The organism is Thalassovita sp. (assembly GCF_034670005.1).
Taxonomy (GTDB): Bacteria; Pseudomonadota; Alphaproteobacteria; order Rhodobacterales; family Rhodobacteraceae; genus Thalassobius.
Genome location: NZ_JAXMOH010000001.1, coordinates 527412 through 543025 on the forward strand (window position 1 = coordinate 527412; position 15614 = coordinate 543025).

The window sequence follows — 15614 nt, forward strand, 5'->3', positions numbered from 1 at the left end:
GTAGCTGCACCAGCTGCAGTTCAGGGTTCCGCCCTATCTTGGCTGACTGGCGACCCCGGCAGGATTCGAACCTGCAACCTGCCCCTTAGGAGGGGGCTGCTCTATCCAGTTGAGCCACGGGGCCACGCCCGGATGTCTTAGCCCGGCGGGATGGCTTGAACAAGCCCCGCAGATCGCGCTAACATTCACATACCCTCGATAATTTCAGGACACCGGATTTGAGCCGCAAGAACACCCGCCCATTAACTCTGCGCGATGTATCCGAAGTATCGGGCGTTTCGGAAATGACCGTCAGCCGGGTATTGCGCAATCGTAGCGATGTGTCCGAAGCGACACGGGAAAAGGTGCTCAAAGCGACCAAACAATTGGGATATGTGCCCAACAAGATCGCCGGTGCGTTGGCCAGTCAGCGGGTCAATCTGGTCGCTGTGATCATCCCCTCCCTGTCCAACATGGTATTCCCCGAGGTGATGACCGGGATCAGTAAGATTCTGGAAGATACCGACTTGCAGCCAGTTGTCGGTGTCACCGACTACCTTCCTGAAAAGGAAGAAAAGGTGCTCTACGAAATGCTGTCTTGGCGCCCGTCCGGGGTGATCATCGCCGGTCTGGAACATTCAGACGCATCGCGCGCCATGCTCCGGGCGGCTGGAATTCCCGTGGTCGAGATCATGGATGCCGATGGCGATCCGATCGATGCTATGGTGGGGATTTCCCATCGCCGCGCCGGCAAAGAAATGGGTCAGGCAATCCTGAAAGCCGGCTATAAACGCATCGGTTTCATGGGCACCAAGATGCCGCTGGACCATCGCGCCCGCAAACGGTTCGAAGGCCTGACCCAGGCTTTGGCAAAGGGCGGGGTCGAAGTGGCGGATCAGGAATTCTATTCTGGCGGCTCGGCGCTGGCCAAGGGGCGGGAAATGACGGCCGCCATGCTGGAACGCACTCCGAACTTGGATTTCCTGTATTATTCGAACGACATGATCGGTGCCGGTGGATTACTTTATCTGATCGAAAAAGGGTATGAAATCCCGACACAGATCGGGCTGGCCGGGTTCAACGGCGTCGAGCTGTTGCAGGGCCTGCCGATGAAGTTGGCCACGATGGATGCCTGCCGGTTGGAAATCGGTCGCCGCGCCGCTGAAATCATTGTGGCGCGCACGGAAAACCCCGATCTGGACATCGACGACCGGATCGAACTGACACCCAAGATCAGCTATGGCGATACGCTCATCAAGGGATGATCAGATCATCCGGATTACATCCTTGTCGACCGCCAGCATATAGCCCTTTCGAGCGATGTTCTTGACCAGAAGCTCACTGACCATCTGATTGCCCAGCGTGTCGCGCAACCGCTTGATTCGGGTGGCACCTGCGGCTTCTTCGCAATCGGCACTGTCGCGGCCTGACACCACCGCTTCGATCTCGGCACCCGACAAAACGTCTTCGTCCATCCGGGCCTCGGCCAGAACCGACAGGGTTTCCATCGCCGCTTTGGTCAGCTTGAATCCCATGTTATTCAAATAGACGGTATTTTCATCCCGGCTGATCAGCAGCGAAGACACCTGTATCCCGGCCTGTTCAATTTGCATCATGCGCCGGTTCAGCGCCACCAGCATGACCAGAAACACCAGCGCCGCAATCACCATCGCCGTTGCGAAAATCAACAACACGAAAATCACCATCCGGTAACTGGTCAGCGTGTCTGCAAAGGCGGTTCCGGATTGCGCCAGAATTTCCAGCAATTTGATTTCTGCCGCAGTGGTCAGATCGTCGTTTTCGACAAACAACCGTTCTACCCGCGCGTTGAACGCATTCGCATCCGGCAGGGTGAAATACAACACCATGGCTGCCGTCATCAGGACTCCAACGATGGCTGAAATACCCATGACAACGAATCGCGATCCGGATCGGCGCAATTCAGAAGCGGAGGAAATAGACTCCGGCACTGTCCTTCCTTTCTTCCAAACCATCGGGTCCAAACACCGAGAGAACATTCAGCAAAATCCAGCCCTCCCCTGCCAGACGGGGTTTCAACTCGGACTGCGCACTGGCTTTGCTGCAGCTACCGGATATCTGTGCCACACCATAGTGCAGTCTAAGCGGCGCATCCTGTTTGGCCTTGTAATCGGCATAGCATTCGGCGCGCGCCGAAACCGGCGATGCCAGCACGACGGACAGTGCAATAAGTGATGTGATGAGGATCTGTTTCATGCCTGTCACAATGCGCATTTGTCTGCTGTTATTCAATAACCAAAGGGGTTTGCGCCCGGTGATATCCGATAACAGGCCTGCGTTATTGCCTGTCATCCGGGATCAGCCGGATCGTAGTTTTGCAAGGTTCGTGGCTGCGCTGGCCCCGGATCGGATCGAAACCACAACCGCAAAGGAAATCCCATGTCCCGTAAATTCATCGCCTCCATCCTGGCCGCTTCATTGGCGCTCGCTTCGTTCACCGCCGCACCGGCACGGGCCAGCGATCGCGATTTGGTTCAATTTCTGGCCGGCGCCACCGCGCTTATCATCATCGGCTCGGCGCTGAACGACTCGAGGCAGCAAACCACGGTGAATCAGCCACAGCCTCGAAATCGGGATCAGTACCGCCATCAGGCCGATCGACGCTATGAAACAGATCGCCGTCATCACGACGATTGGCGGTCGCCGGATCGCGGCCGCAGCATTGCACCCCTACCCGGTGGCTGCATGATCCGGGCGAATACCCGCTATGGCCATCAACGCGTCTTTGGTGCCCGCTGTTTAGAAGTGCATTACAGTCAGGCCAACCGGCTGCCCGATGCCTGCCGCACACGGATTTGGGATCGCGATGGTCGCCGACCCGGCTATCTGGCCAGCTGCCTGAAGCAGCGCGGCTTTCGCGCACGGCGGAACTGACAGTCATGATCCGCGCCCGGGCAATCCAACTTGCAATATCCCAAGGATCAGGGTTTCTGCCTTGGTTATGAACAAACCAGATTACACATTCGAACAATCGGCGCACGCGCAAGGATACTTGCGCGTCGCCGGCGTTGACGAGGTCGGGCGCGGCCCTCTCGCTGGACCGGTAACCGCCGCAGCCGTGGTGCTGGACCCTGACCACATCCCCGAGGGGTTGAATGATTCCAAGAAGTTGACAGCAAAAAGGCGACAGGCACTGCTGGAACAACTGCTGGAACACGCCGATGTCTCGGTCGCCCATGTCAGCGTCGAAGAAATCGACCAGCACAATATCCTGCGCGCCAGCCATATCGCCATGATCCGCGCGCTTGAGGGTCTGGAATCATCGCCAGATTTCACCCTGATCGACGGCAACATGATCCCTAGGGGTCTGACCCTGCCGTCGCGCGCCGTGGTCAAGGGCGACGCGCTTTCGCTGTCGATTGCGGCGGCCTCAATTGCGGCAAAAATAAGGCGCGATCAGGTGATGTGGGATTTGGCGCAACAGTTCCCCGGATATGGATGGGAAACAAATGCCGGATATCCGACCAAAGCGCATACCGAAGCGTTGCAAAATCTGGGTGTGACCCCACATCATAGGCGTTCCTTCAAACCGGTACACAATATATTGTATCAAGAGTAAATCGTAACCCTCTGATTCAAAAAAGAAATTGACCCAGAATCCAGTTTGACTCATCTTTGTCCCCAACCACAGAGCGCAAAAATGCGCCGGGTATTGAGGCAGAGAATGACAACGATGAACAAGAAAAAGGGCGCGACAGCGCTCCCTCTGAACGCGATTCTTGCGGGCGACTGTATCGAGATGATGAACAGTCTTCCCGAGAATTCGATCGATCTGATTTTCGCGGATCCGCCATATAACCTACAATTGAAGGGCGATTTGCACCGCCCGGACAATTCCAAGGTCGACGCGGTCGACGATCATTGGGATCAGTTTTCCTCCTTCGCCGCTTATGACCGGTTCACGCGCGACTGGCTTGCTGCCGCGCGGCGGGTGCTGAAACCCCATGGGGCGCTCTGGGTGATCGGATCCTATCACAACGTGTTCCGTATGGGCACCGAGCTACAGAATCAGGGTTTCTGGATTCTCAACGATGTGGTCTGGCGCAAATCTAACCCGATGCCGAATTTCCGCGGCAAGCGGTTCACCAACGCGCATGAAACGCTGATCTGGGCCAGCAAATCCGAAGGTGGGAAATACACATTCAACTACGAGGCGCTGAAAGCGCTGAACGAAGGCATCCAGATGCGTTCAGACTGGGTTCTGCCAATCTGCAATGGCGGGGAACGGCTGAAGGATGACAATGGCGAGAAGGCCCATCCGACCCAGAAACCGGAATCGCTGTTGCATCGGATTCTGGTCGGCACCACCAATCCCGGCGATGTCGTTTTGGACCCCTTTTTCGGCACCGGCACAACCGGTGCCGTCGCCAAAATGCTGGGCCGCGATTTCATCGGTATCGAGCGGGAAGAGGCTTATCGCAAAGTCGCAGAAAAGCGGCTCGCGGCGACACGACGGTTCGACCGTGACGCGTTGCAGGTTTCGGTCAGCAAACGCGCACAGCCGCGCATTCCCTTCGGACAATTGGTCGAACGCGGCATGCTGCGTCCGGGTGAAACGCTGGTCAATCCGCGCGGCAAAACCGCCAAGGTTCGCGCCGACGGCACGTTGATCGCGGGCGAAACCCGGGGCTCGATCCATCAAGTCGGCGCCGCGCTGGAAGGCGCACCCAGCTGCAATGGGTGGACGTACTGGAGCATCAAGCGCGAAGGCAAAGACGTGCCCATTGATCTGCTACGCCAGCAGATCCGCTCGGAAATGGATCACTGAACCAACTCCCAAACAATCAGTTACCGCCGGCACCCGTGGCCTGACACGGAGTGCCTTCCTGCCCCGCCCTTTCGGCGGGGCTTTTTTCATGATGATTGGCTGGCTGTTCCCGTCGTCGCAACCCACGCTCGTCGCAATAATTGACTGACTGAATTAGTTTCCGGGACTGTCTCGTTCCCCAAGGATATTTTGCAAAAGGAAGAAGCCTTCTTCTTGATACAAATACTCCCGCCGGAGGCAAAAAAATCGGAGCGAATTTGCCAAAGGCGAATTCGTGACAAATCCTGCCTGCGCGTCAGCGCAGACAGTTCGACACCCCTGAAGTCAAAGCCGCGGCAGAGGTAAAGTGCCAGTTTTGTATGGCGTCCAATCCTCGATCTCAGGATAGAATTTGCACCGCCATTCGCGTACCCGCGGATTCATTCGCCGCCGCCACAGCGGCGGGATCATCGCCACCAACGCCATCAGCGGATAGCCATAGGGCAACTGCGGGGCCTCCGCTGCATCGTAATTCTGCAGCAGGGGAAACCGGCGGTCGGGTTTGTAATGGTGATCGGAATGGCGCTGCAGGTTGATCAACAGCCAGTTCGTCGCCTTATGCGCCGCATTCCAACTGTGATGCGGTTTGACATGTTCGTATTTGCCTTCGCCCAGATGTTTCCGAGTCAGCCCGTAATGCTCCACATAATTTGTCAGCTCCAGTTGCCAAATCGCACTGAAAGCCTGAACCACGAACAGGAACACCCCTTCCCAGCCGCCAAAGACAACGGCCAGAACAAGAGCCGCCAGTTGCAACGCGCCATAGCGCCAGAACGGGTTCGAGCCATGCAGTACCGGCAGTTTACGCCGATCCAGCATCGCCCGTTCCGCCGCCCAGGCCGATTTTGGACAGTCCCGTAGCACCCGGAAAAAATAGCGGTGAAACCCTTCGTTATAGCGCGCTGTCACCGCATCTCGGGGCGTTCCCACATGACGGTGATGCACCAGCAAGTGTTCCGACCGGAAGTGCGAATACAAAACGGTTGCCAGCAAAAAGTCCCCCAGCCAGCGTTCCAGTCTATTTTTCTGATGCATCAATTCGTGGCTGTAGACGATCCCGACAGTCCCCGAAATCACCCCGACCCCAAAAAACAGTACCAGCTTTTCGACCACCCCCAGATGATCCGCCCGGGTGACATAGAAAATCATCCCGTAGATGACAACAAACTGGATCGGAAACCAGATCATCGTGATCAAACGATACCAGAACAAATCGGCATCCGGTGTGCCCGGATCGGCATTCTCCAGATTGAGCCCAAAGATCGCGTCAAGCAATGTGAACAACCACCACGCCCAGAGCGGCAGCAGGACGGTCCAGATCCCACCCATTCCCGCACTGAACAGAGCGACCGGTATGAGGCTCAACGACAGCCAGAACGGCATGGCATTACGGAAAGCACGCAAATTGTTGGCGGGGGTCATGTACGGACACTCCATTCCCGGTCAAAGGCAGGTTTCTCGCGTCAGGAATCATCTTCGAACGAAGCACGAGCGAGGTCAAACACCTTTCGCATCACCGTCGGCAAATCCGACGGGCGAAACCGATCCAGAGGCACGAATTCGCCCTGATCCGGCTGCGCCTCAGACGGAATTTCTGCCACCCGAACCGCAAGCCGCAGATGGAAATGGGTAAAAGTGTGACGCGCCTCAGCACCCAGATCACGCCAATCGGCAGCGATCGGCGGGGTTTCTTCCGGCGGGGTTTCTACCCAGTCCGATCCGGGCCATCCCAACATGCCGCCCAACAATCCCTTGTCGGGACGACGTTGTAATAACAGCGCCCCATCGGTGCGCCGTCCGACATAGGCGATCCCCACCCGTGTGGGCTTGGGCTTCTTCGGCAGCTTCTTGGGTAATTCCGATGCGGTTCCAGCCGCGCGGGCGGCACAGGAGTCGCACCACGGGCAGATACCGCAACTGGGCGATTTCGGTGTGCAGATCGTGGCCCCCAGATCCATCACCGCCTGGGCGTAATCTCCGGGCCGCTGGGGCGGTGTCAGATGACGCGCCAATTCAGTCAGTTCGGGCTTGGCGGTGGGCAATGGCAGATGCAGATCATGCAGTCGCGCCATGACACGTTCGACATTGCCGTCGACCACGGTTTCGGGCTGGTCATATGCAATCGCCGCGATCGCCGCAGCGGTATAGGGCCCGATCCCCGGCAGATTCAGCAGGCCATCGCGCGTGGCGGGAAATTGCCCGTCATGGTCGGCCACCACCACGCGGGCACATTTCAACAGATTGCGGGCGCGGGCATAATATCCCAACCCCGCCCAAGCCCCCATCACGTCTTCGTCCGCTGCCGCCGCCAAGGCTGTTACCGTGGGCCAACGCGTCGTGAAATGATTGAAATAGTCCTTTACCGCGGCAACCGTGGTTTGCTGCAACATGACCTCGGACAGCCAGACCCGGTATGGATCGGGTGTATGGCCCGCGCGGCGCGCCTGCGGACCAACGCGCCAGGGCATGGTCCGCGCATTGGCGTCATACCAGGTCAACAGATCCTCTGGATCTGCCGCACTTAATTCTCCGTCACGCAAACTTTATGCCCTGTCATGTTCTATTCGCTGGCGTCCTGCACCGGCCCTACTAGAATAGTGTCAGGATCAGGGATTCAAGTGATGGCCGTTAGACGCAGTACAACAAAAGGGTTTGAACGCACCGCTTCGCTTCTGCAACAGCAGATCAGGCATGCGGGGGCGACGCGCGGCTTTGCCGTAACCCGGCTACTGACCCATTGGCCCGAAATCGCCGGGGATGATCTTGCCGCGATTGCCCGCCCGGTCGAGGTAAAATATGGCCGCCAAGGGTTTGGCGCGACACTGACGATCCTGACCACGGGGGCGCAGGCACCGATGGTTGAGATGCAAAAGGAACAGCTGCGCGAACGCGTGAACGGGGTTTATGGCTACAACGCCATTTCCCGCATCCGCATCACCCAGACCGCCCCGGTCGGTTTTGCCGAAGGTCAGGCCGATTTCCGTTATGCTCAATCCGCTAAGCCGTCCCCGGCCAGACCTGACCCTGCCATTCGGCAACAGGCCAGTGAAATTGCCCGCGGGGCAGAAGACGCAGCTTTGCGTACAGCACTTGAAGCGCTGGCGCAGAACGTTCTATCCAAGACAAAACGTTAAGAAAGGTGTTCGATATGAACCGCAGATACGCTCTGGGCCTGATTGGGGCCGCCGCCGTCACCGCCGGTGCGTTCTCTCTTGCCCCCCGTTCGTCCGGTCTGGCCGATTTCGGGGCCGCTTATGCCGCCGGGGATGATGTGGACACCTCGGCCATCAGAGAAATGGTGATGGGAGCAGAAGACGCCCCGGTGACCCTGATGGAATACGCATCCTTCACCTGCCCGCATTGCGCCAATTTCAACAATGGCCCGCTGAAGAAAGTGAAGGCCGAATATATCGAAACCGGCAAGGTGAAGCTGATCTACCGCGATGTCTATTTCGACCGCCCCGGCCTTTGGGCCGCGATGATCGCGCGCTGCGATCCGAACCGGTTCTTCGGCATCTCCGATCTGCTCTATGCCGATCAGCACGACTGGATCGGCGACGGCAACCTGAAAACCATTGAGCAGAATTTGCGCAAGATCGGACTGGTGGCAGGATTGACCCAGGATCAGTTGAACAGCTGCCTGAGCGATGGTGACAAGGCACAAGCGCTTTACACCTGGTTCCAGCAAAACGCCGAAGCCGATGACGTTTCCGGAACACCGACCCTGTTCATCAATGGCGAAAAATATTCCAATATGACATACGAGGATTTGAAAGAGATCCTTGATCAGAAATTGGAGATGTAATGTCCGCACCACTTGCCGGGCTCAAAGTTGTCGAGCTCGCCCGAATTCTGGCCGGCCCTTGGGCCGGTCAAACCCTGTCTGACCTTGGTGCCGAGGTTATTAAGGTCGAAAGCCCTGACGGCGACGACACAAGGCAATGGGGGCCGCCGTTCATTGAACGGGATGAAGACAAGACCGCCTCCTATTTCCATTCCTGCAACCGAGGCAAGCAATCGGTCACGGCAGATTTCCGCACCCTAGAAGGTCAGGAGCATGTGCGCGACCTGATCAAAGATGCCGATATCCTGATCGAAAATTTCAAACTCGGTGGACTGGCGAAATACGGGCTTGATTACGATAGCCTGAAACAGGTCAATCCGCGGTTGATCTATTGCTCAATCACCGGATTTGGACAGGATGGCCCTTACGCCCATCGGGCTGGCTACGACTACATAATTCAAGGCATGTCCGGACTAATGTCGATTACCGGCGACCCGGACGGTCAGCCGCAGCGCGCGGGCGTAGCAATCACCGATATCTTTACCGGTGTTTATTCCGTCGCGGGCATTCTGGCCGCGCTTTATCAGCGCGAACGCACCGGCGAAGGTCAACATATCGATATGGCCCTTTTCGACGTCGCGGTCGCGGTCACAGCCAATCAGGGAATGAATTATCTCAGCACCGGCACGCCTCCGGGCCGGACCGGAAACTACCATCCGAATTTGACGCCCTACCAGGTTTTCGATTGCTCTGATGGCTATATCATCATCGCCACGGGAAACGACGCTCAGTACCAACGCCTGTGCAAACTGTTGGGATTGGATTGGATGGCGCAAGCGCCAGAATTCCTGAAGAACGCCGATCGGGTGGCCAATCGTCCCCGGATGATTGATCTGCTGATGACCGAAACCCGCAAACGCAGCAAGCATGAGCTTTTGTCGGGCTGCGAAGATAATGGCATCCCTGCCGGTCCGATCAATGACATGACGGACGTTTTTGCCGATCCGCAGGTGCAGGCCCGCGAGATGCAGATCGAACTCGACGGTATCCCTGGCATCCGGTCCCCGTTTCGGTTTTCCAATGCCGAACTGAAGCTCGACCGGCCTTCGCCGAAACTGGGAGAAGATGACGGAACCGGAGAATGATCTACTTTCCGGCTTGAATTTCGATATGGAATTCAGACCCAACAAGTCGGGGGTCGCAGCGTTTTCAGGCGCGGCTCCCCGACAGAAACCGCCGCTTAGCCATAATCGCGTTCACCGAAAATGGCGGAACCAACCCGCACATGTGTTGCGCCAAATGCGATAGCGCGTTCGAAATCGCTGCTCATCCCCATCGACAAACCGGCCAGCCCGTTACGTTCGGCAATTTTACCCAGTAGCGCAAAATGCAGCGAAGGTTCTTCATCCGCCGGCGGAATGCACATTAATCCGTGAACCGGCAGATCCAGATCACGGCAATCCGCGATAAAACCGTCAGCCTCGGCTGGCAGGATGCCAGCTTTTTGCGGTTCCTCCCCGGTATTAACCTGAATGAAAAGATCCGGGCACTGCCCCAGTTCCTGCGTCAACCGGGCTAGGGCATTGGCCAGTTTCGGCCGGTCAAGCGAATGGATCGCCTCGAACAATCCCATCGCCTGACGCGCCTTATTGGTCTGCAGCGGCCCGATCAGATGTACTTCGACACCGTCGAACCGCGCCCTGAAATCCGGCCATTTCCCGGCCGCTTCCTGCACCTTGTTTTCGCCGAACAACCGCTGGCCCTGCTCCAGCACCGCCTCTACGCGTTCATTGGGCTGCACCTTGGACACGGCAATCAGTTTGACACTGCCAGCTTCGCGGCCTGCGTCTTTCTCTGCTTTTGCGACTCTTTCCCGGATTTCAGTCAGCGACATATCGGCCCCCTTTTTCAGGCCGATAAGAACACCACTCCGATAGAAAAGAAAAGCGCCTTTGGCCTTTTCGGGTACCGGATTGAACGCGCCCTGGCACCCATTTATATGGTAAGGACAATTGCAGACAGAGAGGGTTCAGCGATGACCATGGCGGCAAAGCAGTTGGCGGATAAAGCCAAGGCCCATCTGGATTCCGGCCGGGCGAAATCAGCCTTCAAAACCGCCAAGACGGCAATGAAGAAGTTCCCAAAGGAATCCTTCTTCCCCAATGTCTGCGGTATCGCTTTGACTCAGCAGAACAACCAACGCGAAGCGATCTCGTATTTCCGAAAAGCGTTGCAGTTGTTTCCAGGCAATATCGATGCCCAGAACAATCTGGTTCAGGCCCTGACATCAGTCGGTCAGTCTGACGCGGCTCTGACGCTGATCGAAAAATATCTAACCTCTCGGAAAGATCGCGATAACCTTCTCTATTTCAAGGCTGTGGCGGAATCGCATTCGGGCGATCATCCGGCTGCGGAATCGACGTTGAACAACCTTCTTGCTGATTATCCAAGGCTGGCTCGGGCGCACAATTTGCTGGGTGCGGTCCTGTTTTCGCTGGGACGAGAAGACGAAGCGTTGGCCGCGTATCAAAAGGCGCTGGATATCGACCCCAATTCGCCCGACACTCTGACCAATATGGCGCTGATCCAAGCCCGCGCCAATGAAATGGAAAAGGCGCTGGACTATGTGGAAAAGGCGCTTGCGCTCAATCCCAATCATTACCTGTCGCTGCAACGCTACGGGAATCTTCTGAACGAAAGCGGGCAGACAGAAAAGGCGATTGAGACCTTCCATAAACTGCTGGAAATAGAACCGCATTCGCATGATGCGCTGCTGGAACTGGCAACGTTAAGCCCGGCTGCCGAGCAACCGGCGTTGCAGCCCAAAATCGACGCGGCCCTGCGCAAGGTCCCGAAGAACACGCTTCAACATGCCTTTATCTGCCTTGCCAAAGCGAAATCGGCACTAAAAATCGGTGATCGTGCCGAAACGGATAAGTGGTTCGCGATCGGGAACGAAGCGTTTGCCGCTCAAGTACCATTTGATCGGGAACGAACCCGCGCCGAATTTGAAGCCATTTGCGGGCATTTCCCGGCAGGCCAGCCTGTTCATGTGGTAAACGAACCCTTTTCACCAACCCCAATTTTCGTATTGGGGCTGCCACGCTCGGGCACGACACTGACCGAACAGGTGATTTCTTCCCATCCATCCGTTTACGGCGCCGGTGAACTGCCTGGCATCGAAAGAGGCAGCCGGATATTTCTTGAAAAGGGTGTGCCATGGGATCTGACCACGGCACAGGAATTGGCGCAGTTTTACCAATCATTCCTTCCTGAAATGCCAGAAGAGACCACGGCCTTCGTGGATAAGATGCCAGGAAATTACAAACGGATCGGCTTTATCCTTTCCGCGCTCCCCAATGCCAGGATCGTCCATCTCATCCGCGATCCACGAGAAGTCGCCCTATCGATGTGGCATACGGTGTTTTCCAATCCCGGTCAGGCTTACACTTTCAATCAAAAGGTGATGGCGCAGGAACTGAACGACTATCGCCGCTACATGAACCACTGGGCGTCGGTCTTCCCCGATCGCATTCTGGATCTTCGCTATTCTGATCTGGTGTCCGATATCGAACAAGCCAGCAAAATCCTTGCGGATCATTGTGGGCTTGATTGGGTGTCGGACATGGCCCACCCGGAACGCAACGCCGGCGCGGTGCGAACCGCAAGCGCCAATCAGGTGCGGCAACCGGTTCACCGCGACTCTCTCGCCAAGTGGAAGCAACACGAACAGGCCCTTGCAGAGCTGATCGCCAATCTTGACCCCACCCTGTGGCCCGAACTCGGCGAAGGCTGAGCCGCACCTTTTTACATTTGCAGGCACTCGGACATTGCGGTGCGGTTGCAGCCGCATCAAGCGGTGTAACTGCCCGCATTCAAGCTGCAGCCAGACAAAAGAAAAGAGGCAGACCGCTAGGGCCTGCCTCTCTATAGGGTCGTTCGACTTCTAGGATTAGAAGTTGAACTTAACGCCCAGATCGGCGCGGGTGGTGCCGTGAGTGTCGACAACACCGCCAACAATCGAAACACCGCCGCCGAGGCTGTGGCTTACGCCAATGCCGTAGGCTTCTTTGGTTGCCTGAGCTTCGTCAGATGCGACGTAAGCGGAAACAGTGGTTGCTGCGCCAACTGCGAACGAAGCCGACAGAGTTGCCGAAGTGTTGCTGTTGTTGTCTTGTGCAACTGCCAGACCCAGACCAACGTTGCCAACTTTACCGCCGGCGGTCAGAACCCACTCAGCGTAGGATGCTGCGTTGGAATCCTGGAAACCAGCTGCAACGGTCCAGCCGTTCATGCTGTAGGACACTGCGACTTCAGTACGGTCGATGACCGAGTCACCATACGACAGGTGTGCACCGAATGCGCCCGACGAATAGATGACTTCAACGCCGTTGTTACCTGCGCCGGTCGACGAGTAGGTAACCGAACCGAAGTTGGTTACAACGTTCGAGTAACCCAGACCGGACAGGCCGATCGAGCCTGCGTACAGGCCGGGCATCGAGTCGAGTGCACCCAGGATGTTGCCAGCAGCAACGGTCAGACCACCGGTGGTCAGGTAGAAACGCGGTGCGTTCAGACCAGCAACGCCAGCTGCGGTGCCTGCATCGTCAGCCTGCATACGAACGCGAGCGCCGAACTTAACGCCACCGTCCGATTCGGTCGATGCGTCGATGTTCATGCGGAAGCGCGATTCCAGACGGGTTTCCGGAGTGGCACCGTCGATGTACAGAACGCCAAAACGGCCGTAGCCGCCAAACGAAACGTCTGCTGCAGCAACACCAGCGGTTGCGATCAGAGCAGTCGAAGCGAAGAGAACTTTTTTCATAGTTTTTCCCTCGGTTTTTTTAATCAAGCGCCCCAAAACGGGGAATCCGTTTGGGTATGCAGTTTCTCTCGCTCTTTTCGGGGTCTGTTTGCAAGCGATGCGGGCGGCTCCGCCTCAAACCGGCCAAAGATGGTGCAGCTTTGCCACAGTCTTGCCAATGCCCTATGAAACGGAGAGGTTCCGCTCCGGGATTCAGTCCCCGTCCGGCGCGCGGCAATGACCACTAAAGCCTTGCCCCCTTCCCCCCCCTTCGTTAGGACAGTTGCGAAGAAATGGACGGGGCAACGTCATGTCGATTACGCGTATTTCAAAGGTGTGTATTGTCTTGCTGGCACTAACCGCTGTTGCTGCATGTGGCGGACGCGGCCAACCCCGTGCGCCCGGCCAGCCTTTGATTGCTGGCGATGTCGAAGGCTACATGAATCGCGAAGACGTCGGAAACCCGATCGAACGAAGCGATAAGAAGAATTCAGTCTGGGATATTTTCAGAAAGAAGAACACCGATCTTCAGGTTTCGGTAAACAGGTATATCTGGAACGCGTCGCTGGAAGTCCTGAACTTCCTTCCGGTGGAAACAGTCGATCCGTTCACCGGCGTGATCGTAATGGGATATGGCACCCCGCCGGGCGGTGGCCGGGCCTATCGCGCGACCGTATATGTCAAAGACCCTGCGCTTGAGGCACGATCGCTTATCGTGGCGCTGCAAACACGCGGTGGTCGCCCGGTCAGCCCAGATACCCAGCGCGCCGTAGAAGATGCGATTCTGGCTCGTGCGCGCCAGCTGCGCATTAAAGACGGCAATCTGTGATTCTAATCGATCTCAAATGATCTCAAAGGCACCGGGCACGGTGCCTTTTTCATTGGATGGGTGGTATCCGAGTGCTGCTTGATCCCAAACCCTAATCGCCGACCACGCCGGCAGACATTTGTGCCAACCGGTCGATCCATTGCATCTGACGTGGCAGACAGACCGACTGCAGATCGTAGTTTTCCACCACATGCTGACGCGCCGCCTGTCCCAGTGCCTCGCGCATCCCGGCATTCTCCATCAGCAGACAGACCTCATTGACCAATGCATCGCCATCGAAAAAATCGACCAGACGGCCATTTTCCCCGTGCCGGATCGCTTCTTTCAACGGGGCGGTATCGCTGGCCACGATCGCGGCCTCGGCGCTCATAGCCTCGAACAGCGACCAACTCAGGACAAAAGGATAGGTCAGATAGACATGCACCCGACTGACCTGTAGCAGCGAAACGAATTTGTCATAAGGAATGCGGCCCAGGAAATGCACCCGGTCCCAATTCGGTGTTGGAATACGACCGCGCACTTCGTCGATGAAAATCTGTTTCCAGCTCTGTCCCTTCGGGGGGCGCGAGCCATAACTGACCTCGTCCCCACCCACGATCAGAACCTTCGCGTTTGGTCGTTCCTTTAACAACCGCGGCAGCGCCCGCATGAAAACGTGATAGCCGCGATAGGGTTCCAGGTTGCGGTTGACGAAGGTGATCACCTCGTCATCTCGCGTTACGGTGGACCCGTCTGGCAACTGCAACGATGCCTCCGAATTCGGCACGACATGGCCCGTATCGATTCCGTCATGGATCACACTGATCTTGTCTCTAAATTCGGGCGGGAAGGTTCCTGCCTGAAATTCGGTCGGGCTGATGCCAAGATCACCGATCTTGTAATGCATCTGATTGTTCAGGTTTTTCAGCCGAATACGCAGCTTTTCGGTTTCTGACGCCTTGGTCTGGAATTCGGCATCGAACCCAACATGTTCGGGTCCGGACAGATGATAAAGTTCGTAATAAAGCCCAATTCGCGCGTCGGGCCAGACATCCCGCAGGAACATCGTTTCGCCCCAACCGGGATGGCCCACAATAATATCGGGGCTGAATCCCTGATCCCGCAGGGAACAGGCGGCGTGGAAACAGGCTTCTGCCCGGATCACCTTGGTGTCGAAGTCCAGCACCCAAGGATGAATGCCGGCACCCTGTTTACGCTTGATCCCATATGGCAGCAGCCGCACCCCTCGCCATGTCTGCGGCTCTTTCACCCGCAGGGTCAGGGCGACACATTGATGCCCTGCAGCAGCCAGAGCCGGAGCAAGATGTTTGTATTGGCCGGGAAAGTTTTGGTGAATGAAAAGGATTTTCATGTGGATGCCTGCTTGCTTTTC

Annotated in this window: 16 protein-coding genes and 1 tRNA gene; 9 read left to right on the top strand and 8 right to left on the bottom strand. The window is 56.8% G+C overall.

What is annotated here, in order from left to right:
* Nucleotides 1-47: 47 nt before the first annotated feature.
* Nucleotides 48-124, bottom strand: a tRNA-Arg gene (locus VOI23_RS02720).
* Between the two features lie 94 nt (nt 125-218).
* On the opposite strand from VOI23_RS02720, the gene VOI23_RS02725 reads away from it, so the two are divergent.
* Entirely contained in the window at nt 219-1244 is a 1026-nt protein-coding gene (locus VOI23_RS02725) for a LacI family DNA-binding transcriptional regulator (RefSeq protein WP_323781161.1), read from the top strand.
* Here the strand turns inward: VOI23_RS02725 and VOI23_RS02730 are convergent, their stop codons facing one another.
* Together VOI23_RS02730 and VOI23_RS02735 are read right to left on the bottom strand one after the other, a co-directional pair.
* A complete protein-coding gene (locus VOI23_RS02730; RefSeq protein WP_416376495.1) occupies nt 1245-1973 on the bottom strand; it encodes a winged helix-turn-helix domain-containing protein in 729 nt (242 codons plus the stop codon).
* A complete protein-coding gene (locus VOI23_RS02735; protein ID WP_323781848.1) occupies nt 1921-2214 on the bottom strand; it encodes a hypothetical protein in 294 nt (97 codons plus the stop codon). Before VOI23_RS02735 ends, VOI23_RS02730 begins: the two co-directional genes overlap by 53 nt.
* 183 nt (nt 2215-2397) lie before the next feature.
* Here VOI23_RS02735 and VOI23_RS02740 point away from each other — a divergent pair, with 183 nt between their 5' ends.
* The 3 genes from VOI23_RS02740 to VOI23_RS02750 all read left to right on the top strand — a co-directional run bounded on the left by VOI23_RS02740 (nt 2398) and on the right by VOI23_RS02750 (nt 4786).
* Nucleotides 2398-2892: a hypothetical protein gene (locus VOI23_RS02740; RefSeq protein WP_323781166.1), complete on the top strand. Its 495-nt coding sequence runs from the start codon at nt 2398-2400 to the stop codon at nt 2890-2892.
* Between the two features lie 67 nt (nt 2893-2959).
* Nucleotides 2960-3577, top strand: coding sequence for a ribonuclease HII (locus VOI23_RS02745; protein WP_323781169.1), 618 nt, complete (start codon nt 2960-2962; stop codon nt 3575-3577).
* Between the two features lie 105 nt (nt 3578-3682).
* Complete coding sequence (locus VOI23_RS02750) at nt 3683-4786, top strand: site-specific DNA-methyltransferase (RefSeq protein WP_416376496.1); 1104 nt, start codon at nt 3683-3685, stop codon at nt 4784-4786.
* Nucleotides 4787-5110: 324 nt separating this feature from the next.
* Here VOI23_RS02750 and VOI23_RS02755 read toward each other — a convergent pair whose 3' ends face one another.
* Both VOI23_RS02755 and mutY read right to left on the bottom strand, forming a co-directional pair.
* Nucleotides 5111-6247 carry an alkane 1-monooxygenase gene (locus VOI23_RS02755; RefSeq protein WP_323781172.1) on the bottom strand — a complete coding sequence of 379 codons (1137 nt, stop codon included), beginning with the start codon at nt 6245-6247 and terminating at the stop codon, nt 5111-5113.
* 41 nt (nt 6248-6288) lie between these two features.
* Nucleotides 6289-7323, bottom strand: coding sequence for an A/G-specific adenine glycosylase (gene mutY, locus VOI23_RS02760; RefSeq protein ID WP_323781175.1), 1035 nt, complete (start codon nt 7321-7323; stop codon nt 6289-6291).
* Between the two features lie 123 nt (nt 7324-7446).
* Between mutY and VOI23_RS02765 the strand changes: the two genes are divergently transcribed.
* From VOI23_RS02765 to VOI23_RS02775, 3 genes are read left to right on the top strand one after another with little or no spacing between them, the layout of a single operon-like run.
* Nucleotides 7447-7959, top strand: coding sequence for a DUF721 domain-containing protein (locus tag VOI23_RS02765; RefSeq protein ID WP_323781178.1), 513 nt, complete (start codon nt 7447-7449; stop codon nt 7957-7959).
* 14 nt (nt 7960-7973) lie between these two features.
* Nucleotides 7974-8630 carry a DsbA family protein gene (locus VOI23_RS02770; RefSeq protein WP_323781181.1) on the top strand — a complete coding sequence of 219 codons (657 nt, stop codon included), beginning with the start codon at nt 7974-7976 and terminating at the stop codon, nt 8628-8630.
* Nucleotides 8630-9754: a CaiB/BaiF CoA-transferase family protein gene (locus tag VOI23_RS02775; protein ID WP_323781184.1), complete on the top strand. Its 1125-nt coding sequence runs from the start codon at nt 8630-8632 to the stop codon at nt 9752-9754. Before VOI23_RS02770 ends, VOI23_RS02775 begins: the two co-directional genes overlap by 1 nt.
* A gap of 95 nt (nt 9755-9849) precedes the next feature.
* Here the strand turns inward: VOI23_RS02775 and VOI23_RS02780 are convergent, their stop codons facing one another.
* On the bottom strand, nt 9850-10503 hold the full coding sequence (locus tag VOI23_RS02780) for a YggS family pyridoxal phosphate-dependent enzyme (protein WP_323781188.1): 654 nt from the start codon (nt 10501-10503) through the stop codon (nt 9850-9852).
* Between the two features lie 141 nt (nt 10504-10644).
* Between VOI23_RS02780 and VOI23_RS02785 the strand changes: the two genes are divergently transcribed.
* Complete coding sequence (locus VOI23_RS02785) at nt 10645-12405, top strand: tetratricopeptide repeat-containing sulfotransferase family protein (RefSeq protein ID WP_323781192.1); 1761 nt, start codon at nt 10645-10647, stop codon at nt 12403-12405.
* A gap of 156 nt (nt 12406-12561) precedes the next feature.
* On the opposite strand, the gene VOI23_RS02790 is transcribed toward VOI23_RS02785, so the two are convergent.
* Entirely contained in the window at nt 12562-13434 is an 873-nt protein-coding gene (locus tag VOI23_RS02790; RefSeq protein WP_323781195.1) for a porin, read from the bottom strand.
* Nucleotides 13435-13723: 289 nt separating this feature from the next.
* Between VOI23_RS02790 and VOI23_RS02795 the strand changes: the two genes are divergently transcribed.
* A complete protein-coding gene (locus VOI23_RS02795) occupies nt 13724-14242 on the top strand; it encodes a DUF3576 domain-containing protein (protein ID WP_323781198.1) in 519 nt (172 codons plus the stop codon).
* 91 nt (nt 14243-14333) lie between these two features.
* Here the strand turns inward: VOI23_RS02795 and VOI23_RS02800 are convergent, their stop codons facing one another.
* Complete coding sequence (locus VOI23_RS02800) at nt 14334-15593, bottom strand: glycosyltransferase family 4 protein (protein ID WP_323781202.1); 1260 nt, start codon at nt 15591-15593, stop codon at nt 14334-14336.
* Nucleotides 15594-15614 lie beyond the last annotated feature (21 nt).